The organism is Pseudomonas tremae (assembly GCF_001401155.1).
Taxonomy (GTDB): Bacteria; Pseudomonadota; Gammaproteobacteria; order Pseudomonadales; family Pseudomonadaceae; genus Aquipseudomonas; species Aquipseudomonas tremae.
The window spans coordinates 70,526-95,491 of sequence record NZ_LJRO01000384.1 but is presented as its reverse complement, the minus strand read 5'-3'; the positions used below and the strand labels follow the sequence as shown (position 1 = coordinate 95,491).

The following is a 24,966-nucleotide window of genomic DNA, read 5'->3' as shown; positions in this document are numbered from 1 at the left end:
GTAAGATCGCATAACAACAAGGTTCTACAGCCCAAAAAGGACGCTCCAACGTGAGTTCAGTCAGTAAATCGATCCTGCTGGTGGACGATGACCAGGAGATCCGTGAGTTGCTGGACACCTACCTGAGTCGCGCCGGTTTTCAGGTGCGCACGGTGGGTGACGGCGCTGATTTTCGCCGCGCGTTTAACGAGGCGTCGAGCGATCTGCTGATCCTCGACGTCATGTTGCCGGATGAAGACGGCTTCAGCCTGTGCAAATGGGTTCGTCAGCATCCGCGACAGCCGCACGTCCCTATCATCATGCTGACCGCCAGCTCTGACGAGGCTGATCGTGTCATCGGCTTGGAGCTGGGGGCCGACGACTATCTTGGCAAGCCGTTCAGCCCGCGCGAGTTGCAGGCACGGATCAAGGCGCTGCTGAGGCGTGCCCAGTTCGGACAGGATCGTCCAGGCGGCGACGTGATTCTGTTCGATGAGTGGCGGCTGGACATGGTCAGCCATCGACTGTTTCACAACGATGGCGAAGAAGTGATTCTGTCCGGTGCCGACTTTGCGCTGCTCAAGCTATTTCTCGATAACCCCCAGCAGATTCTCGACCGAGACACCATCGGCAACGCCACCCGCGGACGGGAATTGATGCCGCTGGAACGCATCGTCGACATGGCCGTCAGCCGCCTGCGCCAGCGCCTGCGTGACACCGGCAAGTCGCCGCGCCTGATTCGTACCATTCGCGGCAGTGGTTATTTGCTGGCGGCGAACGTCAACTCGCAAGCGGGTAACGGCTATTAACCCGCCCGCTGCAGGCCCGAAAAAAAACGGCTTGCCGCTACCGCGCTCGTTGCTGGGGCGCATGTTGCTGTTGACGTTGCTGGCGGTGTTCATGGCGCAGGCCCTGTCCAGCGTGATCTGGCTGTCCCAGCTGCGCGCTACGCAAATGGAAGGGCTGGTCACCAGTGCCCGTAGCCTGGCGTATTCGATGGCTGCCAGCGTCAGTTATTTTCGTTCGCTGCCGCTGGCTTACCGGCCAATGGTGCTGGATCAACTGCGCAGCATGGGCGGCACACGCTTCGTGGTCTCGCTCAACGATCACCCGCTGGACATGCAAATCATGCAGCCCACACCCCGCAAGCAGGCGGTGCTGGATGTGGTGGGTGACGTACTGCGCCAGCGCCTTGGCAACGGCCCGGATATTACCGTGTGGTTTGCCCGTCCGGACGAACTGCGAATTTTCAACAGCGGCCTGAAGCTCGATGAGCTACCGCGCTCCTGGGCGCATTACGCGCTGACACTTGAGCCGGTAAACCCGCCGGTGCTGGTCACGCAGATCGAAATGGCCCCCGGAGAGTGGTTCTACATCGCCTCTCTGCTGCCCGAACCCTATACCTCGCTGGAAGAGCAGGAACTGCCGCTGCAGCAAGTGTCTTTCATTGTCCTGACCAGCGCATTTCTGTTGTTGTTCATCGGTTTGCTGGTGCATTGGCAAAGCCGGCCGCTCAAGCGCCTTGCGAGCGCTGCACGAGACATGTCGCTGGGTGCGGATGTCGAGCCGGTGGTCGAGGGCGGAGGGAGTGAAGTGGTCGAGGTGAGTCGTGCCTTCAACGCCATGCGCACCCGTATCAGCCGCTACCTGACCGAGCGGGGGCAGCTGTTCAGTGCTATCTCCCATGACCTGCGCACACCCATTACCCGCTTGCGGCTGCGCGTCGAGCTGCTGGAAGACGAACCTTTGCAACGCAAGTTCAGCCGCGACCTGGATGAGCTGGAATTGCTCGTCAAGGGCGCGCTGCAGTGCGTCAAGGACACCGACATCCACGAGAACATCGAGCCCGTGGACCTGAATGCACTGATCGAATGCCTGGTCGAGCCCTGGCTGTATCCTGAAGGTGACGGGCGTGTCACACAGCATGGCGAGGCGCTGGCGGCCTATTCCGGCAAACCGCTGGCCCTCAAGCGCTGCATCGGCAATCTGATCGATAACGCCCTCAAATACGGGCACCGGGCGCATCTGAAGGTCGAGGACAGCGCACAGGCATTCATTCTGCACGTGGATGATGAAGGTCCAGGGGTGCCGGAGCAGCGTCTGGAACATGTCTTCGAGCCGCATTTTCGTCTTGCAGGCAGTCAGCAGCAGGGCTACGGCCTGGGTCTGGGGATCGCCCGCAACATCGCTCACAGTCACGGCGGCGAAGTCAGTCTGCAGAACCTGCGTGACGGCGGGCTGCGAGTGACGTTGTACCTGCCGAGGACCGCAGATTGACCCGTAGCTCAGTGGCTTTTGGCCCATTGCGGGCGAGGTGTCGTCGAATGTAACAATGCTGTGACATTTGCGCATCCCTTCGTTACTGTCGCAGCGTCTGTCTTGGTTAGACTCCCACGAAGCGCAAGCACCAGACTTGCTCATGCATAACAACAAGAAAGGTCAATTCGATGAATTCCATGTCACGTCTCGCTGTTGTCATCTCTCTCGCTTCGTTGTTCCCTCTGAGCGCCACTGCCGCTGAATCCAAAGGCACTGTTGAAGTCGTGCACTGGTGGACGTCGGGTGGGGAAAAAGCTGCGGTTGATGTCTTGAAGGCACAAGTTGAAAAAGATGGCTTCGTCTGGAAAGACGGTGCTATTGCCGGTGGTGGTGGTGCCACGGCCATGACCGTACTCAAAAGCCGCGCCGTTTCTGGCAACCCGCCAGGCGTCGCGCAGATCAAAGGTCCTGATATTCAGGAATGGGCCTCTACCGGTCTGCTGGATACTGACGCGCTGAAAGACGTCGCCAAGACCGAAAAGTGGGACTCCCTGCTGGACAAGAAAGTCTCCGATACCGTGAAGTACGAAGGTGATTACGTCGCTGTCCCGGTGAACATTCACCGCGTCAACTGGCTGTGGATCAACCCTGAAGTCTTCAAGAAAGCAGGTATCGACAAGGCGCCCACCACTCTGGAAGAGTTCTACGCTGCGGGCGACAAGCTGAAAAAAGCCGGTTTCATTCCACTGGCACATGGTGGTCAGCCTTGGCAGGACAGCACCGTGTTCGAAGCTGTGGTGCTCTCGGTCATGGGGGCTGATGGCTACAAGAAAGCCCTGGTCGATCTGGACAAGGATGCGCTGACCGGCGAAGGCATGGTCAAGTCGCTGACCGAACTCAAGAAAGTCGCGACCTATATGGATGCCGACGGCAAGGGTCAGGACTGGAACCTCGAAGCTGCCAAGGTCATCAACGGCAAGGCCGGCATGCAGATCATGGGCGATTGGGCCAAGAGCGAATGGACAGCTGCCAAGAAGGTCGCTGGCAAGGATTACCAGTGCGTAGCCTTCCCTGGCACCGACAAGGCGTTCACTTACAACATTGACTCGCTGGCCGTCTTCAAACAGAAAGACAAGGGCACGACTGCTGCTCAGCAGGATCTGGCCAAGGTTGCGATGGGTGAGGACTTCCAGAAAGTCTTCAGCATAAACAAGGGGTCGATCCCGGTTCGTGAAGACATGCTTGCCGACATGAACAAGTACGGTTTTGACTCATGTGCGCAAACTGCTGCCAAGGACTTCCTGGCTGACTCGAAGACCGGCGGTCTGCAACCAAGCATGGCGCACAACATGGCGACTACGCTGGCAGTGCAGGGCGCGTTCTTTGATGTGATCACCAACTACATCAACGACCCGTCAGCTGATCCGGCGGCAACAGCCAAGAAACTGGCGACAGCGGTCAAGTCGGCGCAGTAATACTTACCGTTCAGCCTGTATCCGCAGTTCATGGTGCTGAAATCCTTTGTGGATTTCACTCATGGCTGCGGCCTGAATTCGACATAAGGGATACTCCCGATGAGCTCTGTCGCTGCGCACAGCAAAGCCTCGCCAATGGATGCGCTGCAACGCTGGCTACCCAAACTGGTGCTGGCACCCAGCATGTTCATCGTGTTGGTCGGCTTTTATGGCTACATCCTCTGGACATTTGCGCTTTCGTTCACTAACTCGACGTTTCTGCCGTCCTATAAATGGGTCGGTCTGGCGCAATATGCGCGCCTCATGGACAACGACCGCTGGTGGGTCGCGAGCAAGAACCTTGCAGTGTTCGGCGGAATGTTCATCGCAATCAGCCTGGTGATCGGGGTGCTGCTGGCTGTCCTGCTGGACCAGCGCATCCGACGCGAAGGCGTGATTCGCACTATTTATCTGTACCCGATGGCGCTCTCGATGATCGTCACCGGTACGGCCTGGAAGTGGCTGCTCAACCCGGGCCTTGGTCTGGACAAGATGCTCCGCGACTGGGGCTGGGAAGGTTTTCGTCTCGACTGGCTGGTCGACCCGGATCGCGTTGTGTACTGCCTGGTCATTGCCGCCGTGTGGCAATCTTCCGGCTTCGTCATGGCATTGTTTCTGGCGGGCCTGCGCGGCGTCGATCAGTCCATCATTCGTGCGGCGCAAATGGATGGCGCCAGCCTGCCGATGATCTACTGGCGGGTGGTTTTGCCCAGTCTGCGTCCTGTGTTCTTCAGCGCGGTCATGATTCTGGCGCACATCGCCATCAAGAGCTTCGACCTGGTGGCCGCGATGACTGCAGGCGGCCCTGGTTACTCCTCGGACCTGCCGGCAATGTTCATGTATTCGTTCACCTTCAGTCGCGGTCAGATGGGCATGGGCTCTGCCAGTGCGATTCTGATGCTCGGCGCCATCCTGGCGATTCTGGTGCCGTACCTGTATTCCGAGCTGAGGACCAAACGCCATGACTAGTCATGTTGGCAAACCGGGCATCAGCTTCAGTCGCGTTCTTATCTACGCTGTGCTGACGCTGGCCTGCCTGATTTATCTGGTACCGCTGGTGGTGATGTTGTTCACCAGCTTCAAGACGCCCGAAGACATCGGCACCGGCAACCTGCTGAGCCTGCCGAGCGTGGTCACCGCCATTGGCTGGATCAAGGCCTGGGACCTCGTCGACGGCTACTTCTGGAACTCGATCAAGATCACGGTCCCGGCGGTACTGATCTCCACGGCAGTCGGTGCGCTCAACGGCTATGTCCTGTCGATGTGGCGCTTCAAGGGCTCGCAGCTGTTTTTCGGGCTTCTGCTGTTCGGTTGCTTCCTGCCCTTCCAGACCGTCCTGCTGCCGGCGTCCTTCACGCTGGGCAAGATGGGCCTGGCCAACACCACGGCAGGGCTGGTGTTCGTCCACGTCGTGTACGGGCTGGCGTTCACCACGCTGTTTTTTCGCAACTATTACGTCAGTATTCCGGAAGCGCTCGTGCGGGCTGCACGCCTTGATGGCGCGGGTTTCTTCACCATCTTCGGGCGCATCATTCTGCCGATGTCGACACCCATCGTGATGGTCTGCCTGATCTGGCAGTTCACCCAGATATGGAACGATTTCCTGTTCGGCGTTGTGTTTTCCAGCGGCGATTCCCAGCCGATCACTGTGGCGCTGAACAACCTGGTCAACACCAGTACAGGCGCCAAGGAATACAACGTTGACATGGCGGCGGCGATGATCGCCGGTCTGCCGACACTGCTGGTCTACGTACTGGCTGGCAAGTATTTCCTGCGTGGGCTCACGGCCGGCGCGGTCAAGGGGTAATCATGGCGACTCTCGAATTACGCAACGTCAACAAGACCTACGGCAGCAACTTGCCGGACACGCTGAAGAACATCGAACTGTCGATAAAGGACGGTGAGTTTCTGATTCTGGTCGGACCGTCCGGCTGTGGTAAGTCCACGCTGATGAACTGCATCGCCGGGCTTGAAAGCATCAGCGGTGGTGCGATTCTGATCGATGGCGAAGACGTCAGCGGCACCAGCCCGAAAGACCGTGACATCGCGATGGTCTTCCAGTCCTACGCGCTGTACCCGACCATGACGGTCCGCGAAAACATTGCCTTTGGGCTGAAGATTCGCAAGATGCCGCAGGCCTCCATCGACGAGGAGGTCGCCCGCGTCTCCAAGTTGTTGCAGATCGAGCACCTGCTCAATCGCAAACCGGGGCAGATGTCCGGTGGTCAGCAGCAGCGCGTCGCGATGGGGCGTGCGCTGGCGCGTCGGCCGAAGATCTACCTGTTCGATGAGCCGCTGTCCAACCTCGACGCCAAGCTGCGGGTCGAGATGCGTACTGAAATGAAACTGATGCACCAGCGCCTGAAAACCACCACGGTCTATGTCACCCACGACCAGATCGAAGCCATGACGCTGGGCGACAAAGTGGCGGTCATGAAGGACGGTATCGTTCAGCAGTTCGGTACGCCCAAGCAGATCTACAACGACCCGGCCAACCTGTTTGTGGCCAGCTTTATCGGTTCGCCGCCGATGAACTTCATCCCGCTGCGCCTGCAGCGCAAGGATGGCCAATTGCTTGCAATGCTCGACAGTGGTCAGGCGCGTTGCGAATTGCCGGTCGGTGTTTCCGATGCCGGGCTGGAAGAGCGTGAAATCATTCTTGGCATTCGGCCAGAACAGATTATGCTGGCGTCCGACGAGTCAAGTGGGCTGCCAACCATTCGTGCTGAAGTGCAGGTCACCGAGCCTACTGGCCCGGATACACTGGTTTTCGTGATGCTCAACCAGAGCAAGGTCTGCTGCCGTCTTGCTCCGGATGTCGCACCCCAGGTGGGCGAGAGCCTGACGCTGCAATTCGATCCTTCCAAGGTCCTGATTTTCGACGCCCAGAGCGGTGAGCGTCTTGGGGTTCTTGGAAAGCAACCGTCTGCCGAGCGGGTGAGCAACGTCTCGCAGTTGAACCGCAAGTGATAGATTGATTCAATACCGGGTACCGCTGGCCGGCCATTTACCGCACAGGTAAACGGCCTGTCATTGGACACAAGCAGTGAATGAAGCAAGACGTTTACCGAAGCTAATAACAATAAAACGAGGATTGATGGGATGAAGAAGATCACCAAAGGTAAATCGCTTTCCCGGCTCCAGCTGGCATGCAAGCTGTCGGCGTTGGGTGCGATGGGGCTGGCCAGCAGTGTTCACGCTGCAGAGCCGTTTGCCGCTGACTCACCGTGGATGTCCGGCGACTGGGGCGGCAAGCGCACCGAGTTGCTGGACAAGGGTTATGACTTCTCGCTGGAATACGTTTCCGAGATGGCCAGCAACCTCAAAGGTGGTTCCAACGACGACACCACCGGCCGTTACAGCGATCAGTTCGCGCTGGGCATGAAAGTCGATCTGCAGAAGGTTCTCGGCTGGCATGATGCGGAGTTCAAGCTGGCGATCACCGAACGTAGCGGGCGCAACATCTCCAATGACCGGATCGGCGATCCTCGTGCCGGCACGCTCAGTTCCTCTCAGGAAGTATGGGGCCGCGGCCAGACCTGGCGTCTGACCCAAATGTGGGTCAAACAGAAGTATTTCGACGGCGCGCTGGACGTCAAGGTCGGTCGTTTCGGGCCGGGCGAAGACTTCAACAGCTTCCCGTGCGACTTCCAGAACCTGTCGTTCTGTGGTTCGCAGGTCGGTAACTACGTAAACACCTGGTACAACTGGCCAGTCAGCCAGAACGCTCTGCGTATCAAATACAACATCACCCCGGAAGTGTATGCACAAGTAGGTGTGTACGAGCAGAACCCTTCCAATCTGGAAACCGGTAACGGCTTCAAACTCAGCGGTAGCGGCACCAAAGGCATGATCCTGCCGGTCGAACTGGTATGGACGCCCACTATCAACTCGTTGCCAGGTGAGTACCGTGTTGGTTACTACAAGAGCACGCCTAATGCCGATGACGTCTACAAAGACGTAAACGGTCAGCCGCAAGCGGCCACTGGCGCTGCGTTCAAATCGCATGACAGCAAGCATGGCTGGTGGGTCGTGGCTCAGCAACAACTGACCACTCACGAAGGCGACGCATCGCGCGGCCTGAGTATCTTTGCCAACGCCACCGTGCATGACAAGGCCACCAACTTCGTCGACAACTATCAGCAGATCGGCTTTACCTACAAAGGTCCGTTCAACTCACGTCCGAAAGATGACATCGGTATCGGTATCGCCCGTATCCACGTCAATGACGATGTGCAGGATCGCGTACGTCTGGCCAACCAGATCAGCGGTATCAATGATTTCGACAACCCAGGCTTCCTGCCGGTCCAGAGCACCGAGTACAACTCGGAAATCTACTACGGCTTCCACGTTACCAATTGGTTGACCGTGCGTCCTAACCTGCAGTACGTCAAGCATCCAGGCGGTGTGGATCAGGTTGATGACGCTCTCGTGGCGGGCATCAAGATTCAATCGAAGTTCTGAATATTGATTGACGCGTAACGCGATCAAAGGTCGTGTGTGCTTTACGGGCAGCCTGGCTGCCCGTTTTTTTATGGGTTGATCCTTTTATTTTTCAGGGACGCGATTGGCGATGACCACTCACGACGCGCAACTGCCTGAACATCCATTGCAACGTTTCTTCCGATCCCGACGTGCCAGACCTATTTTCGAGTGGGAGCGTTGTCAGCTGCGCGACGTTCTGGTGATTGACCATCCGCAGTGTCAGGCAGTCTTCAGTCGGCAAGGCGCGCAATTGCTGCATTTCCAGCCGCGTGACCAGAAGCCCTGGTTGTGGTGCGCTGCGCAATGGCCACAGGTGGGTGCCATTCGCGGCGGCGTACCAGTCTGTTGGCCGTGGTATGGCCGGCATCCCGGCGAGAGCGGCTGGCCTGCGCATGGCTGGGGGCGCCTGCTCGACTGGAAGCTGATCGACAGTCGCGAAAGCGAGGAGGGCGTGAGCCTGCACTGGCGTTTGCAGCTGTGGGATTGGCAGGCAGATCTGCATGCCGAGCTGGGGCAGGGCATGGAACTGCGCCTTAGCACCTGTCACGAGGACAGTGAGCCTTGCCATTTCAGCCATGCATTGCATGCCTACTGGCGGATCAGCGATGTTGCCGAGGTGGCGCTGGACGGGCTCGATGGGGCTCAGGGGTATGACGAGCTCAGCCGTCAGACGTGTCAGCAGCAAGGCGAACTGCGCGTGTCAGGTGGCTGCCAGCGGGTCTTCGAGCATGCCGGGGCCTTGCAGCTCCAGGACCCGACCTGGCAACGCCGGCTGAACATCGACACCGGCGACAGCGCCAATACCGTGGTCTGGCACCCCGGCAGCAGACCGCTGCTGGGTGTGTGCGGAAGTGAAACCACAGGCTTCGTACGCGTCGAAGCCGCCTCAGGCTCCGGCGATGCCTTCAGCCTGCAACCGGGCGAGCAAGTGCAGCTCAAGTTGCAGGCCAGCCTTGCGGGTTAGGGCCACGAGGGGGCGCAAATGTAACCTGAGTCGAACCCCGATCCATCTGATGCCTCAGAGCCTCCGTGTGACGCAGAGCGTCCCGAACTGCATTCCCGCGCGAAGCGTTGGAACGATAGTTTTGTGGCTGATGCTCTGCGTCCGGTCTTGAGCCGGTCTCAGCCCTGTTCCTCTAGCGGATAGCGGCTGTCGTTCAGGCTTTCCTTGATCTTGCGCAGGTGCGGCTGGAAGTCGACGCCGCGGCGCAGGGTCATGCCGGTGGCCAGTACGTCGAGGACGGTCAGCTGAATGATCCGCGAGGTCATCGGCATGTAGATGTCGGTGTCTTCGGGCAGCGGGATGTTCAGGCTCACGGTGCTGGCCTGGGCCAGCGGCGAACCTGCAGCAGTCAGGCCTAGTACCGACGCGCCGTTGGCTCGTGCGATACGCGCCACTTCCACCAGTTCGCGAGTGCGGCCAGTGTAGGAAATGATCACGAACAACTCACCGGTGTGTGCCACCGACGCAATCATCCGTTGCATCAGTACATCGGCGTGCGCCGTGACCGCCAGATTGAAACGGAAGAATTTATGCTGCGCATCGAGCGCCACCGGAGCCGAAGCGCCCAGCCCGAAGAAGTGGATTTGCCGCGCCTGGATCAGCATGTCCACCGACTTGCTGATCAGCGCCGGGTCCAGCTGCTGGCAAGCGCTGTCCAGCGATGCAATGGCGCTGCCGAAAATCTTCTGGGTGTAGGCCTCGGGATTGTCGTCGGCTTCTACTGCACGGCTCACATACGCTGCGCCACTGGCCAGGCTTTGCGCCAATTGCAGCTTCAGTTCCGGGTAGCCACTGACACTGAACGAACGGCAGAAACGATTGACCGTGGGTTCGCTGACTTTCGCCGCCTGAGCAAGCGCTGCAATACTCAGCCGCGTGGCCATCTGCGGGTTGAGCAGAATCACCTCGGCCACTTTGCGTTCGGCCTTGTTCAGCTCGTCGAGTCGGCTCTGGATCTGCTCCAGAAGGTTTCTAATGCGGTCCATTCAAAGTCCTTGTCGGGGCTGATTCACCAACGGTTTTGGCCTGAGCTTTTATTAGCCCTTTAGCCTGTAGCAAAGGTGGCCTATCGTACTGAGGGCCTGTGTTGATCACCACTGGAATATGCTTTTAGGCAGAATGTTGTGGTTATTACTACATATGGCCTTGAGTAACGCCTTTAAAAAAGGTATTTGTAGCCTAACTTGATAAAAGAACCAACATTATGCCCTTGATTACGGTTGAACCGTGTACATTTGCCCTGTTTGGTGCCCTGGGGGACCTCGCGGTACGCAAGCTGTTCCCGGCTCTTTATCAGCTTGATCGCGCTGGACTGCTGCATGAAGACACACGAATTCTTGCCCTGGCGCGTGAGCCGGGCGACGAGCAGTCGCATCTGGCCTACATCGAAAAATCCATGCGCCGCTTCATTCCCGAGGCGGAGCTCGAAGCCGAGAACGCTCAGCGCTTTCTGGCGCGCCTCAGCTACCTGCACGTCGACTTCCTCAAGGCCGAGGACTATGTCGCTCTGGCCGAGCGCGTTGGTGATGCCGAGACCCTGATCGCCTATTTCGCCACGCCGGCCTCGGTGTACGGCGCGATTTGCGAGAACCTCGCGTCGGTCAACCTGGCCGAACGTACGCGTGCGGTGCTGGAAAAGCCCATCGGTCATGACCTGGCTTCTTCACGCCGGGTCAACGATGCGGTTGCGCAGTTCTTCCCGGAAAACCGGGTCTATCGCATCGACCACTATCTGGGCAAGGACACGGTACAGAACCTCATTGCCCTGCGTTTTGCCAACAGCCTGTTCGAGACCCAGTGGAACCAGAACCATATTTCCCATGTGGAAATCACCGTCGCCGAGAAAGTCGGTATCGAAGGCCGCTGGGGTTACTTCGATCAGGCCGGTCAGCTGCGCGACATGATTCAGAACCACCTGCTGCAACTGCTTTGCCTGATCGCCATGGACCCGCCCAGCGACCTGTCGGCTGACAGTATCCGCGACGAGAAGGTCAAGGTGCTCAAGGCCCTGGCACCGTTTACCCCTGAGCGCCTGGCGACCCAGGTGGTGCGAGGCCAGTACACCTCCGGTTACAGCGAAGGCAAGGCCGTGCCAGGTTATCTGGAGGAAGAAAACTCCAACACCCAGAGCGATACCGAAACCTTCGTGGCATTGCGTGCCGACATCCGCAACTGGCGCTGGTCGGGCACACCGTTCTATCTGCGTACCGGCAAGCGCATGCCGCAAAAGCTGTCGCAGATCGTGATCCACTTCAAAGAGCCGCCGCACTACATCTTTGCCCCTGAGCAGCGTTTGCAGATCAGCAATCGCTTGATCATCCGCCTGCAACCTGATGAAGGCATTTCTCTGCAGGTGATGACCAAGGATCAGGGGCTGGACAAAGGCATGCAGTTGCGCAGCGGCCCTTTGCAACTGAATTTTTCCGACACCTACCGCAGCGCTCGTGTCCCCGACGCTTATGAGCGGTTGTTGCTGGAAGTCATGCGTGGCAATCAGAACCTGTTTGTCCGCAAAGATGAAATCGAGTACGCCTGGCAATGGTGCGATCAGTTGATCGCCGGCTGGAAGAAGGCGGGCGATGCGCCCAAGCCTTACCCGGCTGGAACCTGGGGGCCGATGAGCTCCATTGCCTTGATTACTCGCGACGGGAGATCCTGGTATGGCGATATGTGACCTTGAGCTGCCAGCAGGGCTGGTGGCACGTGACTTCGACACCCCGCAGCAACTGGCCGATGCGCTGGCAAGCGATGTGGCCGGGCGCCTTGAGCAGGCGATCAGCGAAAACGGTCAGGCCACTCTGGTGGTGTCGGGTGGACGCAGCCCGGTGGCGTTCTTCCAAAGCCTGGCTGTGAAGCCACTTGAGTGGTCGAAGGTGGTCGTCAGCCTTGCCGACGAGCGTTTCGTGCCAACCGAACATGCCGACAGCAATGCCGGCCTGCTACATCGTCACTTGCTTCAAGGCCCTGCGTCGAAAGCGAAGTTTCTTGGCCTGTACAACGTGGCAGCCAGCGTCGAAGACGCGGCACAAGTTGCTGATCAGGCATTGGCCGAGCTGCCGCCTATCGATGTCTTGATTCTGGGCATGGGCGACGACGGGCACACCGCGTCGCTGTTCCCCGCCAGCCCGAATCTGGCAGAAGCGCTGGACCTCAATGGCGAGCGCCGCTGCCTGCCGATGCTCGCACCAAGCGTGCCGCATCAGCGTCTGACCCTGACGCGTCGTCTGTTGGCGTCTGCACGTTCGCCGATCCTGTCGGTGTCCGGTCAGGCCAAACTAGACACCCTGCGTGCGGCGCTGGCAGGTGATAACCTCGCCGAAATGCCGGTGCGCGCCTTCCTTAACCCGTCTCTCGAGATTTACTGGTGCCCATAAGCAAAGGAACCGTCGCCATGACACAGAACGAAAATAATCAGCCGCTCACCAGCATGGCGAACAAGATTGCCGTGATCGACGAACTTTGCGCCAAGGCGAAGATTCTGCCGGTCATCACTATTGCACGTGATCAGGATGTATTGCCTTTGGCCGACGCCCTGGCCGCTGGCGGCATGACTGCTCTGGAAATTACCCTGCGCTCGGCGTTCGGTCTGAGCGCCATTCGCATTTTGCGTGAACAGCGTCCTGAACTGTGCGTGGGGGCAGGGACCATTCTGGACTGCAAGATGCTGGCTGACGCCGAGGCGGCGGGTTCGCAGTTCATCGTGACCCCCGGCAGCACCCAGGAGCTTCTGCAGGCGGCGCTCGACAGCCCGCTGCCCTTGCTGCCAGGCATCAGCAGTGCGTCGGAGATCATGATTGGCTACGCCATGGGCTATCGTCGCTTCAAGCTGTTTCCGGCCGAGATCAGCGGCGGTGTGGCGGCTATCAAGGCGCTCGGCGCGCCATTCAATGAGGTGCGCTTCTGCCCGACCGGCGGCGTCAACGAGCAGAACCTCAAGAGCTACATGGCCTTGCCTAACGTCATGTGCGTGGGCGGGACCTGGATGATCGACAACGCCTGGGTCAAGAACGGCGACTGGGGTCGCATTCAGGAAGCCACCGCTCAGGCACTGGCGTTGTTTGACTGATTTTTCTGATCGAAAGCTTTTCGGGGGCCAGCCACGCTGCTGGCCCTGACAAAGAAGTTGTTGTTGGTTGTATGGCTTTGCGGTGCTCCCTGGTCCGGAGCACCGATTTTTTCCGGCTAGACCGTTCTCTTCTCTATCCCCTGTCCTTGAACGACTGCCGCGGACGCGTGCGTAACGGGTCCAACAGCGCGCTCAGGCCGTTGTGATCGATTTCCTGCATCAGCGCCAGCAGACCGCCCAATTCTCCTTTGGGAAAGCCTTCCCGCGCGAACCAGTTCAAATAATGCCCAGGCAGGTCGGCGATGAGTCGTCCCTTGTATTTGCCGAACGGCATTTCCTGAGTGACCAGCAATTTGAGTTTTTCGGGATTCATGTGGGGTTGGCTCTGTTCATTCATCTTGACGTGAACGATACGTGCATTCTGCATGCAGGCCAAATGACAGTTCATGCAGATATCACGATAAAGGAGATGTGAAAATTTCGTAAGTTACTGAATTTTAAATGAAAATAATTTTTAAAAAATTGGCATGACGACTGCAATCTTCTAGGCAGAAGCAATTTTCGTATCAACCTGCCATTAGGAAATTATCAAATGACTGATATCAACAAAGAAACGATCTCTATCCTGAATGACCTGATCGAAACCAGCATCGACGGCAAGGAAGGCTTCGAAACCGCAGCCCACAACGCCAAGAACCCAAAGGTGAAGGAGTTTCTGGCTCGTCGTGCCGGTGAGGTTGCCACTGCTGTTGGCGAACTGCAGCGGCATGTAAACCAGTTGGGTGGCAAGCCGGAAGACTCCACCAGCGTATCGGCTGACGTGCATCAGGCATGGGTAAAGCTGAAAACTGCTTTCACCAGCAACGATGACAAAGCTGTACTGGAAGAAGTAGAGCGCGGCGAAGACGTCGCCAAGAAAGCCTATAGCAAGGCTATCGAGAAGGCGAATGAGAAAGGCGTTTCCCCAGACGTTATCGCTGTGATCAAGAAGCAGCATGAAGGCGTTCTGAAGAACCACGACGAAGTCAAAGCTCTGCGTGACGCAGCCCGCGCCGCATCGTAATTCGATGCCCTTGCGGTGACGAAAAACGCCAGCCAGTCTGGCGTTTTTTTATGCCTGCACAAAACTTGTCAGGCTTTGTTCGGGGTCTCCGAATCGGAAGCGGCTGCCCACTGTTCTACCCGGTTACGACCATTGTTCTTGGCCCGGTAAAGCGCCTTGTCGGCAATGCCGAAAAACGTCTCCAGCTTGTCGCCTTGGCGAACGACCCCCGAAGCAACGCCGATGCTCACCGTTAACGAGTGCTCCGCATTCTTGAACAGCGGCAGTGATTCAACCGAGCGGCGGATGTTTTGCGCGATGATCATGGCCCCGGTGACATCGGTTTCCGGCAGCACCACCACAAACTCCTCGCCGCCATACCGCGCCAGACGGTCACCTGGCCTACGGATATTAAGAGCAATCGTCTGCGCAATCAGCCTTAAGGCCTCGTCGCCACCTTGATGACCATGGCGCTCGTTGAATGCCTTGAAATGGTCGACGTCGATCATCAACAGCGAAAGGCGCTTGCCCGAACGTTGCGCACGCGCCCATTCGGTTTCCATGGCTTCGTCAAGCTGGCGGCGATTGTCCAGCCCGGTCAGACCGTCAGTTGCGGCCAGATCTGCCAGCGCATCTTCGGCACGACGTCGGCGTCGCAGTTCGCGAGACAGCAGCCAGGTCAGCCATAGAATCCCTATGCACAACACGCCGGTTGCCGTTGCGACCAGCCATGCGTTGCGTGTCCAGACGGCATAGACCGCTTCTTCGGACTGGCCAATCACTACGACCAGTGGAAGAGTGCCCACTCGCGAGAACGTGTACAGGCGAGGCGCATTCAGTTGAGACGATATGCCAGTGAAACTGCCATCGCCTTCCTTGAGAATGCGCTGGAAGTTGGCCGTATGGCTGTAGTCCTTGCCGATCAGGTCCTGACCCTCAAGGTCGGGGTAGCGCACGATCAGAATGCCGTTGGCATTGATCAGATTGATGCTGCTGCCTGCGCCCAGGTTCTGGCTCATGAACAAGTGTTTGAAATATATCAGGCGCATGGCCGCGCTGGCGATTCCCTGGAACTCGCCGTGCGGGCCTGAAATGCGTCGGCTGAAGCTGATGCACCAGTCCTTGTAGCCCCAGCGGGTTTTATAAGGCGTGCTGACGTGAAGGTCCGGCGACGGGTCCGCAGCATGATCTTTGAAATACGCACGGTCAGAGAAGTTATCGTCACGCGGCGTGACCGATAGCGAGTCCGCCAACAGGTTGCCCTTGTTGTCGAGCAGGACCAGGTCGCCCTTGTAGGAGGCGGCCGTGGAGCGATCAAACAGTACAAGCTGGCGAAGCTCTGGCGACAGATTCTTTATGTCCGGGCGCTGCCAGCTGCTGATCATGCCTTGCAGGGAAGAGTCGTAAAGTTCTGCGTTGTGCATGACGTCTGCGTCAATCAGTTGCACGATGTTGGCCGCCGCACGCGCCGCAGTCTGCGCGGCGTCTTCACGCTCCCGGAGCAACAGCGACGCAACAATGGCGAGGATGGCAAGCATCGCCAGCAAGCTGCCGAGGATCAACATGAGCTCAGGGCGAGGCCAGTTGGGCCGGTCCGGCCGAGAGGACGCAGACAACATCATCGGTTGCTTTACCTGCAGGAAAAGGTGCTGGGAAGTGACAGAGTCGGAGAAAATTGTTTCGGCTGATTATAGAGCAGGCTATATAACATGCCGCCTGCATTCTTATAAGACGGCAACACGAATATATTCAGGCGGCGTACAGCGGGGCGTCAGCGAGGAAGTTGAAGGCCGAATGTATTGGTGCCCTGATGGCTGCTCACGAAGACTGTGCCGCCGTGCATCAATGCAATCGCCTTGACGATGGCCAGTCCCAGACCATGATTGGCGCCACTGTTGCTGCGCGAGGCGTCTACCCGGTAGAAGCGTTCGAACAGCCTGGGCAGATGTTCTTCGGCAATCTGCAGGCCCGGGTTGCTGACGGCGATACTGACGTACCCGGCATGCGATTCGATAGTGACTTCAATGACTTGCCCGGCGGCGGTGTGCTGCACAGCGTTGTGCAGCAGATTGATCAAGGCGCGGCGCAGATGAGCTTTCTCGATCGGTGCGCTGGCATCGCCCTGAACATCCACCCGAACCTGCGCGTCTTCCAGAATGAAATCCAGATAATCAAGGGTTGTGGCCACCTCTTCAGCCAGCGACGCGCAGGTCAGCGCCTCGACTCTGGTGCCCTGATCGGCGCTGGCCAGGAACAGCATGTCATTAATGATCGAGCGCAGCCGCTCTAGCTCTTCGAGATTGGATTGAAGCACCTCGAAATAATGCTCCGCAGAACGGCCGCGGGTCAGCGCCACCTGGGTCTGGCCGATCAGATTGGTCAAAGGCGAACGAAGCTCGTGCGCCACGTCGGCGTTGAATGACTCCAGCCGCGAGTAGGCTTGTTCGACGCGCTCCAGCGTCGAGTTGAAAGAGGCGACGAACTGTTCAAGCTCGGGAGGCAATGGCGAAAGCTGCAGACGCCCGGAAAGACGCGGCGGCGCCAGCTTCTGGACTTCCTCCGAAAGCGTGGTCAACGGGCGCAGGCCGATGCGTGCGACCCAGTAACCGAGTGCCGAAGCCAGCAGAACGCCAAGGGTGGCCAGGCTGATCAGCGCGACCAGCAGTGAGTGCTGGGTGTGCCAGAACGTCTCGGTATCGATAGCCGTCAGAAAGCGCAGTGCCGGGCGTTGCTCCTTGGGCGGGAACTCGCTGACCAGCACTTTGAAGGCAAAAGGGTGGTCTGCCAGTTTCAGGTCGTGCATGCCCGGCGGCCCCTGCGCGAATCGACGAATATCAGCACCAGGATTGCCGAACTCATAAACCGGATCGTCGCTGACCACCCAGAAACGCAGGCGCTTGTCTTCCTCACTGAGCAACTTCAGTTTTGCCTTGATCTTGCCCCAATGCTCGGGATTGCCGTAACGCCCCACCGCTGATTCCAGCACGCTGTAGCGTGCATCGACCTCGGCGCGAGGCAGCAGATCCAGGCTCTTGTCGACCTGCAGGTACAAGGCCCAGCCAATCAGCATGAATACCGACAGAGCGACCAGCGCGAACAATCCGCTGAGGCGCAGGGCGATCGAGTCAGCCCGCACTGCGGTTCTCCAACACGTAGCCCATGCCGCGAATGGTGTGCAGCAGCTTGTGTTCGTGCGGGCCGTCGAGCTTGGCACGCAGGCGCTTGATGGCGACTTCGACCACATTGGTGTCGCTGTCGAAATTGATGTCCCAAACCATCTCGGCGATAGACGTCTTGGAGAGGATGTCGCCCTGACGTCTGGCCAGAACACTCAGCAGCGAGAACTCCTTGGCGGTCAGGTCCAGGCGCATCCCCGCGCGTGTCGCCTTGCGGCTGATCAGGTCTATCCACAAGTCGGCGATGGTGATCTGCACCGGCTCGTGGCCACCGCTGCGGCGGGTCAGTGCTTGCAGGCGGGCGACCAGCTCCAGAAACGAAAACGGCTTGCCAAGATAGTCATCAGCACCTTCGCGCAGGCCGCGAATGCGGTCATCGACCTGCTCGCGAGCGGTCAGCATGATGACAGGCGTCTGCTTGCGCGCGCGTAATGCACGCAGTACGCCGAAACCATCGAGGCCTGGCAGCATCACGTCGAGAATGATGATGGCGTGGTCATTCTCCAGCGCCAGGTGCAGGCCTTCGATACCGTCGCGCGCCACATCAACGGTGTAGCCCTGTTCGGTCAGGCCGCGGCGCAGGTAGTCTGCGGTTTTCTCTTCGTCTTCGATAATCAGCACGCGCATCGGGCGACTCTCACTTGTGCAGGGCCGGTGCCGGTACGGCGGCGGGCGCAGGTTGGCGTCGATGGAACAGCCGCTCCAGCTGCAGGTAGATGACCGGCGTGGTGAACAGCGTCAGCATCTGGCTTACCAGCAGACCGCCCACTACGGCAATCCCCAAGGGCTGGCGCAACTCGGCCCCGACCCCGAAACCCAGCATCAGCGGCAACGCGCCGAGCAGGGCCGCGAGGGTGGTCATGATAATCGGTCGGAAACGCGTGATGCAGGCTTCGTAAATGGCGTCCTGCGGCGAGAGGCCTTGCTCGCGTTGCGCCTGCAACGCGAAATCCACCAGCAGAATGCCGTTCTTCTTGACGATGCCGATCAACAGCACCACGCCGATCAGTGCCATGATCGAGAAGTCCTGACCCATCAGCCACAACAGTAACAGTGCGCCGATACCCGCCGAGGGCAGGGTGGAAATGATCGTCAGCGGGTGGACGAAACTCTCGTAAAGCACGCCAAGAATGATATACACCGCCACCAGTGCGGCGAGGATCAGCCACGGCTGATTGCCCAGAGAGCTCTGAAAAGCCTGCGCCGCGCCCTGGAAGCTGCCGATGATCGAGGCCGGCATGCCGATCTCGTTCTTGGCTTGATCGAGCATGCGCACTGCGTCGCCCAGCGCGACGCCCGATGCCAGGTTGAACGACAGGTTTGCGGCAGGGAACATCCCGTCGTGACTGATCGACAATGGCCCCATGCGCGGAGCACTGACCTTGGCCAGTGCCGACAGGGGCACCATTTCGTTGGTCAGCGGCGAGCGCAGGTAAAAGTAGGCCAGGCTTTCGGCCTTGCCACGCTGCTGGGCGTCGAGTTCCAGGATGACCTTGTACTGGTTGACCTCGGTCTGGTATTCGCTGATCTGCCGCTGTCCGAATGCGTCGTAAAGAGCCTGATCGACATCGGCAGTGGTCAGGCCGAAACGTGCGGCAGCGCTGCGATCGATATCGATGTGGGTCACGCTGCCGCCCAGTTGCAAGTCGTTGGACATGTCGCGAAATGCCGGGTTGCTGCGCAGTTTCTCGGTCAGGCGTTCGGTCCAGGTGGTCAGCAGGGCGCCGTCATTGCTTTTGAGCACGTACTGATATTGGCTGCGGCTAGGGCCGGAACTGAGGTTGATGTCCTGCCCGGCGCGCAGGTACAGAACGATGCCGGGGACTTTCGCCAGCTTGGGACGCAGGCGGTCAATGAATTCACTGACCGAGACATCGCGCTCGGACCGCGGTTTGAGCGAAATCCAGAAGCGGCCATTGGCGATGGTCTGGTTGCTGCCAGATACACCCACCGAATGAGAGAACGCCAACACCGCAGGGTCTGCACCGACGATCTTTGCCAGTTGCAGATGCTTTTCCACCATGTCCGGGTAGGAAATATCCGCAGCGGCCTCACTGGTACCCAGCGCAAAAGCGGTGTCCTGGACCGGGAAGAACCCTTTGGGAATAAGAACGTAGCCCACCACTGCCAGCGCGAGGGTCAGGCCGAATACGCCAAGCATCAACCGCTGGTGCGCCAGCGCCTTGCGCAGGCCCCGTTCGTAGGCCGCGAGCAAGCGTTCGCCGAACCCCGGCTTCTGGTGCGGGTGGTGCGTGGGTGCGCGCATGAACAACGCTGCGAGCGTCGGGGCTAGGGTCAGAGAGACAACGACCGAGATCAGAATGGTCGCTGTGGCGGTCAGCGCGAATTCCTTGAACAGCCGTCCGACCACGCCCCCCATGAACAGCAACGGAATGAACGCGGCCACCAGCGAGAAACTGATCGACACCACGGTAAAGCCGATTTCCCCGGAGCCTTTGATGGCCGCCTCGCGCATGCCTTGCCCGGCTTCGAGATGACGATGGATGTTTTCCACCACAACGATGGCGTCATCCACCACGAAACCGACTGCGACCACGATGGCCACCAGCGTCAGGTTGTTAAGGCTGAAGCCGAACAGGTACATCATCGCGAAGCTGGCGATCAGCGAGACGCCGAGTACCGCGCTGACGATCAGCGTGGCCGACAGCTGGCGCAGAAACAACGCCATGACGGCGACCACCAGCAACACTGCAATCAGCAGGGTCAGTTCCACTTCGTGCAGCGACGCCCGGATAGTCCGGGTACGGTCGTTGAGCACCGAAACGTCCACCGCTGCAGGCAGCATTTCCTGCAAGCGCGGCAGTTCGCGCTGGATGCGGTCGACGGTTTCGACGATATTGGCGCCGGGTTGACGAAATATGGCGATATTGACGCCTTGCTGATCGCCAGACCACGCCTTGACGTAAGCATTTTCAGAGCCTGCCACAACCCGCGCCACGTCCTTCAACTGCACCGGAGCACCGTTCTTGTACGAGACGATCAGCTGCGCGTAGTCCTGCGGTTTGAACAGTTGGTCGTTGGAAGACAGGGTCGAAATACTGTCCTTGCCATACAGGGCGCCTTTGGCCAGGTTCAAGCTGGTCTGCTGCACGGCAAGGCGGATGTCTGCCAGGGTCAGGCCCAGCGCAGCGAGTTTTTCCGGTGCGGCCTGCACCCGGATTGCGGGACGTTGCTGACCGGTGATGTAGACCTGACCGACGCCCTCGATCTGACTGAGCTGACGCGCCAGGATGGTCTCGGTGACATCGCTCAGGTCGGTCCCCGGCATCAGGCTGGAGCTCACACTCAGAATCAGTACCGGACTGTCAGCCGGGTTGACCTTGCGCCAGGTTGGCAGGCTGGGCATGTCGGCTGGCAGGCGGCCCGCAGCGGTATTGATCGCGGCCTGGACTTCCTGAGCAGCTGTATCGATGCTCTTGTTCAGCGTGAATTGCAGGGTCAGGTTGGTGGAGCCCAGTGCGCTGCTAGAAGTCATTTGGGTCATACCGGGTATCGCGCTGAACTGCACTTCAAGCGGTGTAGCTACCGAGGAGGCCATGGTCTCCGGGCTGGCACCGGGGAGCTGCGCGGTAATCTGAATGGTCGGGAATTCCGCTTCCGGCAATGGCGCAATCGGCAAGCGCGGAAAGGCAATGACGCCCAGCAGCACGATTGCAAAGGTCAATAACAGCGTGGCGACCGGGTGGTCGATACACCAGGCCGAGACCGAGCCGCGGCCCGTCATGGTGCTCGGTCCGCTTGCGCGCTTGCCACTTCCGCTGTCGGGGCGCCGACCACTTCGACAGTCGCGCCAGGCCTCAGCCGCGACTGCCCGTCGCTGACCAGAACGTCGCCCGCCTGAGGTCCGCTGATCAATGTCTGCTCACTGTCCTGATAAAGCACTTTGACCGGCACGACCTCCACCTTGTTGTCGGCAATGACCCGGTAGACGAAATGCTGGTCAATGCCACGCTGCACAACCTGTGGCGGCACCTTGAGAGAGTTGAGTTCGATGCCGGTCTGGATCTTCACGGTGACCAGCTGCCCGGGCCAGAGCTGCTCGCCGGGATTTTTGAATTGCGCCTTGGCGCGGATCGTGCCGGTGGTTGCCGACACTTGGTTGTCGATCAGCGAAAGTGTGCCTTCGCCCAACAGCAGGCCGTTGGCTGCACCGTCGCCCTGATAGGCTTTGACCGCTGCCGCTGTGTGCTCGGCAACCAGCCCCTGCAGCGTGGGCAACATCTGCTGGGGCAGGGAGAACTCCACCGCAATCGGATCGATCTGCGTCACCGAAAACAGCCCGTTGGCGTCGCTGACACGCAGGAAATTGCCCTCATCGACATTGCGAATACCGACACGTCCCGCGACCGGTGAGCGAATCTGGGTGTAGGAAAGCTGTACTTGCGCGGCATTGATGCTGGCCTCATTGCCCTGCGCCGTGGCAGCCAGTTGCTTGACCAGAGCCTGTTGCTGATCAAAGGTCTGTCGCGAGATGCCGTTGTCTTCGGTGAGCTGGCGATAGCGCTTGAGGTCCAGTTGCGCGACGTCCAGTTGTGCCTTGCTTTGCGCAAGTTGTGCGCGTGATTGCTCCAGCGCGGCGCGAATGGAGCGATCATCCAGTGTCGCCAGCAGCTCGCCAGCCTTCACCTGTTGACCCTCTTTGACCAGCACGCGAGTCAGCACGCCATCGACCTGGGGGCGGATCACGACACTCTGCAGTGACAGCACCGATCCGATACCCGTCACGAAGCGCGGTACGTCTTCGACACTTACGGTGATCACCTTGACCGGCACCGCCGCAGCAATATGCCTGGGGATTGTGGTCGAGCGTGTCAGCTTCCAGCTGGCCACGGCGGCGCACACTACCAGCAGTACAACAAGGGAGACGGTCAGGGTCTGTCTGCGCATGTGAAGAAAACGCCAAAGGTCGCTGTGGGAATGATGTCTTTATCGCTTACTTATAGCCTGCAAACCCGGTCAGCAGAATGACTTTCAGCTGTCAGGTTTGTCAGAAAGCGCTCCACGGGTGTGGTACCCGGTCAAGAAATGCAGACAGCAGACGATATATTTGTTGAAGGGCGATTTGTCCAGATGTTTATAAAGTCCTAGGGCAATTCCTACCTGCATCGGGAAAACTTCTGACAGCTGATTCTCCCGCCAACTTAACTCGATAGATGATCCTGTGAGTGGAGTACGCCATGAGACGTGAAAAATCAGGCTGGAAAGTAATGTTGAACATGTTGACTCGCCCTAAAGGCCTGCTGGCAGCAGTGATAACGCTGCCGTTAATGGTTGCGCCGTCGGTCTCTTCGGCAAAAGACGGCATGCTTAGCCTGCACGGCAGTATCGTCAACAGCAGTTGTCAGGTTTCACGTCCTGACGGGCATGCCGCTGCCGCCCGCACTCGTATGCTCGAAGTTGCACCGGGCATTGATGTATACGTCAGCACGGACGGTAATGCATGCACCGCCTACGCTGTTCCATTCGTTGCGTATTATCAAGTCTTGCCTGACACACTCAAGCCTGACGGAACGTCGTCACAGGGCCGCGCTGCCGTGATTACCCTGAACTACCAATAAGCAGTCGGTGTTCGCTGTATGTTTTTCTCTTGCTAACTGTCTCGCGTCAGCGCGGGACAGTTCAAAGCTTGATTCGAGCGTCCCTTATATACGCTTGCCGATAACACTCCTGCCATGACCGTCAATGAAGTGCAGCCGCAAACAGCAGGCTGACCTTTTCCGTCTGCTGTTGCTTGATGCCCTTGTTTATCGCGGCCTGCGAACGACTTGTCGTTATTCCTACAGACCCATCCTGCGCAATATGTTGCATTGTCTGCGGGGTAAAAGTTATTACCCTGACAGCGATCAAAGAGCGCGATCTTTATAGTGATTGGCGTCCGATAGTGGGCACACACGACATAACACAAGGAAGGTCGTTAGCATGAAAAAGCTTTCTCTTACATTGGCAGTTCTGGGCGTCATGGGTCTTGGGATGGCGGGCACCGCCAACGCTGCCAACAACGGTAAACTGGTGTTCAGCGGGACACTGACCAATATCTCTTGCGATGTGGGACCGGGCACGGGCGTCACGGCCGGCTCTGGAGCGGGTGAAATAAATGTCGACCTGGGCAACGTCTCTTTCTCGGACATTGGCCTCTCCAGCGAAAGTCGCTTTGAAACAGCATCGCCTATTCAGTTGCTGGTCAACTGCAGCGCGGGCGCCGACCAGTACAACATGGTGAAAATGCGCCTCACTGCCCGTAATGGCAGCGGTCTGGATAATAACGACGCCAAACTTCTGCGTACCACCGGGGCGGCGGACGGTGTGGGTATCGGCCTGCTCAATGCTTCCAACGTACTGATGGACCTGAGCGGCGGCGAAACCATCGACACCACGCTGGTCAAGGAAAGTGCCAGCGGGGCGACCGCAGAAATCAATTTTGGCGCGGTGTACGTGCTTAACGGCACCCCGACCAATCCGGGTAACGCTGACGGTTTCATGCCGTTCGTGCTGGATTACGAGTAACAGTGTCGGGCAGGGCGGGCGCTGCCCGCCTTGTTCTTTATCGAATCAAGGCGAACGTCAGTATGTCGGGTTACTTATCGCGCTGCGTGATACTCACGGTGCTGCTGTTGTCGGTTGTCTCCGCGCAGGCAGGCATCGTGTTGAATACCACGCGCGTCATTTATCAGGGCAATGAGAAGGAAGTCAGCCTAGGGGTTCATAACAGCGGCAGCGGCGAAATTCTCTTGCAGTCCTGGCTTGAGTCGCCGACGCCGGAAAGTGCTCATCAAGAAAGCGCATCGCATGTGCCGTTTATTGTGACACCGCCGTTGACACGTATGGCGGGAGGCGGGAGGCAACTCGTGCGCATCATTTACTCGGGGGCGGATATGCCGACGGACCGTGAGTCGGTGCTGTGGCTCAATGTTCAGGAAATACCTCAAGCCGCAGCGGTGAACACGTTGCAGATTGCGATACGCCAGCGAATAAAAGTATTTTTCCGACCCGACGGGTTAGTGGGCGACCCACAGCAGGCGCCCGAAAAGTTGCAGTGGCAACTCAGTGATCCTGACAACCTGTCGGTCGTAAACCCGGGGCCTTATCATGTGTCTATGCTCGGTATCTCTCTGCACCGGCAAGGTACTGAACTGGCGGTTATCGACAGTCAGATGCTGGCGCCGCTTCAACGCCTGACTATTCCGTTGCTGCACAATTCCGGTACCGCCCCGTGGGTACTGAAGTTCGTCAGTATCAATGACTACGGTGGACAAGTGCCTTATCAGGCAACGTTGTTTAATCAACAACCCGGCTACGCGAACAAGGTGTTATCCCGATAACCTGACGCGCAGTCAGCAGCTTTCATTATTCAAACCGTTGGGCTTACGCGATATGTCGGCCCGGCAGACCTGCGTCTGCGCAAAAGGATTGCGCGGCGCGCG

22 protein-coding genes are annotated in these 24,966 nt (G+C 58.6%); 15 read left to right on the top strand and 7 right to left on the bottom strand.

Annotated features, from left to right (window positions below; all coding sequences use genetic code 11):
* Positions 1–50 precede the first annotated feature (50 nt).
* The 8 genes from ALO43_RS21730 to ALO43_RS21695 all read left to right on the top strand — a co-directional run bounded on the left by ALO43_RS21730 (position 51) and on the right by ALO43_RS21695 (position 9,201).
* Complete coding sequence (locus ALO43_RS21730; protein ID WP_005891408.1) at positions 51–788, top strand: response regulator; 738 nt, start codon at positions 51–53, stop codon at positions 786–788.
* Positions 789–849: 61 nt separating this feature from the next.
* Complete coding sequence (locus ALO43_RS21725) at positions 850–2,256, top strand: ATP-binding protein (RefSeq protein WP_024671321.1); 1,407 nt, start codon at positions 850–852, stop codon at positions 2,254–2,256.
* A 170-nt stretch (positions 2,257–2,426) separates the two neighbouring features.
* Positions 2,427–3,713, top strand: a complete 1,287-nt coding sequence (locus ALO43_RS21720) for an ABC transporter substrate-binding protein (RefSeq protein WP_024671320.1) — start codon at positions 2,427–2,429, stop codon at positions 3,711–3,713.
* A 99-nt stretch (positions 3,714–3,812) separates the two neighbouring features.
* Positions 3,813–4,721 (top strand): carbohydrate ABC transporter permease, encoded by a 909-nt coding sequence (locus ALO43_RS21715; protein WP_005891414.1) that lies wholly within the window; start codon positions 3,813–3,815, stop codon positions 4,719–4,721.
* Entirely contained in the window at positions 4,714–5,559 is an 846-nt protein-coding gene (locus tag ALO43_RS21710) for a carbohydrate ABC transporter permease (RefSeq protein WP_005891416.1), read from the top strand. Before ALO43_RS21715 ends, ALO43_RS21710 begins: the two co-directional genes overlap by 8 nt.
* 2 nt (positions 5,560–5,561) lie before the next feature.
* Complete coding sequence (locus tag ALO43_RS21705; RefSeq protein ID WP_054998037.1) at positions 5,562–6,722, top strand: ABC transporter ATP-binding protein; 1,161 nt, start codon at positions 5,562–5,564, stop codon at positions 6,720–6,722.
* Positions 6,723–6,854: 132 nt separating this feature from the next.
* On the top strand, positions 6,855–8,216 hold the full coding sequence (locus ALO43_RS21700; RefSeq protein ID WP_005891420.1) for a carbohydrate porin: 1,362 nt from the start codon (positions 6,855–6,857) through the stop codon (positions 8,214–8,216).
* Between the two features lie 109 nt (positions 8,217–8,325).
* On the top strand, positions 8,326–9,201 hold the full coding sequence (locus tag ALO43_RS21695; protein WP_054998036.1) for a D-hexose-6-phosphate mutarotase: 876 nt from the start codon (positions 8,326–8,328) through the stop codon (positions 9,199–9,201).
* A gap of 158 nt (positions 9,202–9,359) precedes the next feature.
* Here the strand turns inward: ALO43_RS21695 and ALO43_RS21690 are convergent, their stop codons facing one another.
* Positions 9,360–10,217 (bottom strand): MurR/RpiR family transcriptional regulator, encoded by an 858-nt coding sequence (locus tag ALO43_RS21690; RefSeq protein WP_174518517.1) that lies wholly within the window; start codon positions 10,215–10,217, stop codon positions 9,360–9,362.
* A gap of 227 nt (positions 10,218–10,444) precedes the next feature.
* Between ALO43_RS21690 and zwf the strand changes: the two genes are divergently transcribed.
* From zwf to ALO43_RS21675, 3 genes are read left to right on the top strand one after another with little or no spacing between them, the layout of a single operon-like run.
* Positions 10,445–11,914: a glucose-6-phosphate dehydrogenase gene (gene zwf, locus ALO43_RS21685; protein ID WP_024643926.1), complete on the top strand. Its 1,470-nt coding sequence runs from the start codon at positions 10,445–10,447 to the stop codon at positions 11,912–11,914.
* Entirely contained in the window at positions 11,901–12,614 is a 714-nt protein-coding gene (gene pgl, locus ALO43_RS21680; RefSeq protein ID WP_005891427.1) for a 6-phosphogluconolactonase, read from the top strand. The genes zwf and pgl overlap by 14 nt, the downstream gene beginning before the upstream one ends.
* A 17-nt stretch (positions 12,615–12,631) precedes the next feature.
* The gene (locus tag ALO43_RS21675; protein WP_005891428.1) at positions 12,632–13,306 is read left to right on the top strand and encodes a bifunctional 4-hydroxy-2-oxoglutarate aldolase/2-dehydro-3-deoxy-phosphogluconate aldolase; all 675 of its coding nucleotides are present in this window, start codon (positions 12,632–12,634) and stop codon (positions 13,304–13,306) included.
* A gap of 133 nt (positions 13,307–13,439) precedes the next feature.
* Here ALO43_RS21675 and ALO43_RS21670 read toward each other — a convergent pair whose 3' ends face one another.
* Positions 13,440–13,679: a DUF3820 family protein gene (locus ALO43_RS21670; RefSeq protein WP_007248394.1), complete on the bottom strand. Its 240-nt coding sequence runs from the start codon at positions 13,677–13,679 to the stop codon at positions 13,440–13,442.
* A 219-nt stretch (positions 13,680–13,898) separates the two neighbouring features.
* On the opposite strand from ALO43_RS21670, the gene ALO43_RS21665 reads away from it, so the two are divergent.
* Positions 13,899–14,369, top strand: coding sequence for a PA2169 family four-helix-bundle protein (locus tag ALO43_RS21665; protein ID WP_024671316.1), 471 nt, complete (start codon positions 13,899–13,901; stop codon positions 14,367–14,369).
* Positions 14,370–14,437: 68 nt separating this feature from the next.
* Here the strand turns inward: ALO43_RS21665 and ALO43_RS21660 are convergent, their stop codons facing one another.
* From ALO43_RS21660 to ALO43_RS21640, 5 genes are all read right to left on the bottom strand, one after another.
* Complete coding sequence (locus tag ALO43_RS21660; protein WP_024691765.1) at positions 14,438–15,970, bottom strand: sensor domain-containing diguanylate cyclase; 1,533 nt, start codon at positions 15,968–15,970, stop codon at positions 14,438–14,440.
* Between the two features lie 149 nt (positions 15,971–16,119).
* Entirely contained in the window at positions 16,120–17,484 is a 1,365-nt protein-coding gene (locus tag ALO43_RS21655; protein ID WP_024691764.1) for a heavy metal sensor histidine kinase, read from the bottom strand.
* Positions 17,474–18,151: a heavy metal response regulator transcription factor gene (locus ALO43_RS21650; protein WP_024691763.1), complete on the bottom strand. Its 678-nt coding sequence runs from the start codon at positions 18,149–18,151 to the stop codon at positions 17,474–17,476. The genes ALO43_RS21655 and ALO43_RS21650 overlap by 11 nt, the downstream gene beginning before the upstream one ends.
* Positions 18,152–18,161: 10 nt before the next feature.
* Entirely contained in the window at positions 18,162–21,269 is a 3,108-nt protein-coding gene (locus ALO43_RS21645; protein WP_054998035.1) for a multidrug efflux RND transporter permease subunit, read from the bottom strand.
* On the bottom strand, positions 21,266–22,432 hold the full coding sequence (locus tag ALO43_RS21640; protein WP_054998034.1) for an efflux RND transporter periplasmic adaptor subunit: 1,167 nt from the start codon (positions 22,430–22,432) through the stop codon (positions 21,266–21,268). Before ALO43_RS21640 ends, ALO43_RS21645 begins: the two co-directional genes overlap by 4 nt.
* Before the next feature lie 290 nt (positions 22,433–22,722).
* On the opposite strand from ALO43_RS21640, the gene ALO43_RS21635 reads away from it, so the two are divergent.
* The 3 genes from ALO43_RS21635 to ALO43_RS21625 all read left to right on the top strand — a co-directional run bounded on the left by ALO43_RS21635 (position 22,723) and on the right by ALO43_RS21625 (position 24,864).
* On the top strand, positions 22,723–23,103 hold the full coding sequence (locus ALO43_RS21635) for a hypothetical protein (RefSeq protein WP_005891439.1): 381 nt from the start codon (positions 22,723–22,725) through the stop codon (positions 23,101–23,103).
* Between the two features lie 361 nt (positions 23,104–23,464).
* On the top strand, positions 23,465–24,049 hold the full coding sequence (locus ALO43_RS21630) for a fimbrial protein (protein ID WP_024671310.1): 585 nt from the start codon (positions 23,465–23,467) through the stop codon (positions 24,047–24,049).
* 62 nt (positions 24,050–24,111) lie between these two features.
* Complete coding sequence (locus ALO43_RS21625) at positions 24,112–24,864, top strand: fimbrial biogenesis chaperone (RefSeq protein ID WP_024671309.1); 753 nt, start codon at positions 24,112–24,114, stop codon at positions 24,862–24,864.
* Positions 24,865–24,966 lie beyond the last annotated feature (102 nt).

Bases quoted from the DNA above. Each gene is read 5' to 3' on its own strand.
- ALO43_RS21715 (WP_005891414.1), top strand. From the start codon at position 3,813: ATGAGCTCTGTCGCTGCGCACAGCAAAGCCTCGCCAATGGATGCGCTG.
- ALO43_RS21645 (WP_054998035.1), bottom strand. From the start codon at position 21,269: ATGACGGGCCGCGGCTCGGTCTCGGCCTGGTGTATCGACCACCCGGTC.
- ALO43_RS21635 (WP_005891439.1), top strand. From the start codon at position 22,723: ATGAGACGTGAAAAATCAGGCTGGAAAGTAATGTTGAACATGTTGACT.
- ALO43_RS21640 (WP_054998034.1), bottom strand. From the start codon at position 22,432: ATGCGCAGACAGACCCTGACCGTCTCCCTTGTTGTACTGCTGGTAGTG.
- ALO43_RS21670 (WP_007248394.1), bottom strand. From the start codon at position 13,679: ATGAATCCCGAAAAACTCAAATTGCTGGTCACTCAGGAAATGCCGTTC.
- ALO43_RS21700 (WP_005891420.1), top strand. From the start codon at position 6,855: ATGAAGAAGATCACCAAAGGTAAATCGCTTTCCCGGCTCCAGCTGGCA.
- pgl (WP_005891427.1), top strand. From the start codon at position 11,901: ATGGCGATATGTGACCTTGAGCTGCCAGCAGGGCTGGTGGCACGTGAC.
- ALO43_RS21625 (WP_024671309.1), top strand. From the start codon at position 24,112: ATGTCGGGTTACTTATCGCGCTGCGTGATACTCACGGTGCTGCTGTTG.
- ALO43_RS21650 (WP_024691763.1), bottom strand. From the start codon at position 18,151: ATGCGCGTGCTGATTATCGAAGACGAAGAGAAAACCGCAGACTACCTG.
- ALO43_RS21705 (WP_054998037.1), top strand. From the start codon at position 5,562: ATGGCGACTCTCGAATTACGCAACGTCAACAAGACCTACGGCAGCAAC.
- ALO43_RS21675 (WP_005891428.1), top strand. From the start codon at position 12,632: ATGACACAGAACGAAAATAATCAGCCGCTCACCAGCATGGCGAACAAG.
- ALO43_RS21660 (WP_024691765.1), bottom strand. From the start codon at position 15,970: ATGATGTTGTCTGCGTCCTCTCGGCCGGACCGGCCCAACTGGCCTCGC.
- ALO43_RS21665 (WP_024671316.1), top strand. From the start codon at position 13,899: ATGACTGATATCAACAAAGAAACGATCTCTATCCTGAATGACCTGATC.
- ALO43_RS21725 (WP_024671321.1), top strand. From the start codon at position 850: ATGTTGCTGTTGACGTTGCTGGCGGTGTTCATGGCGCAGGCCCTGTCC.
- ALO43_RS21695 (WP_054998036.1), top strand. From the start codon at position 8,326: ATGACCACTCACGACGCGCAACTGCCTGAACATCCATTGCAACGTTTC.
- zwf (WP_024643926.1), top strand. From the start codon at position 10,445: ATGCCCTTGATTACGGTTGAACCGTGTACATTTGCCCTGTTTGGTGCC.
- ALO43_RS21630 (WP_024671310.1), top strand. From the start codon at position 23,465: ATGAAAAAGCTTTCTCTTACATTGGCAGTTCTGGGCGTCATGGGTCTT.
- ALO43_RS21720 (WP_024671320.1), top strand. From the start codon at position 2,427: ATGAATTCCATGTCACGTCTCGCTGTTGTCATCTCTCTCGCTTCGTTG.
- ALO43_RS21710 (WP_005891416.1), top strand. From the start codon at position 4,714: ATGACTAGTCATGTTGGCAAACCGGGCATCAGCTTCAGTCGCGTTCTT.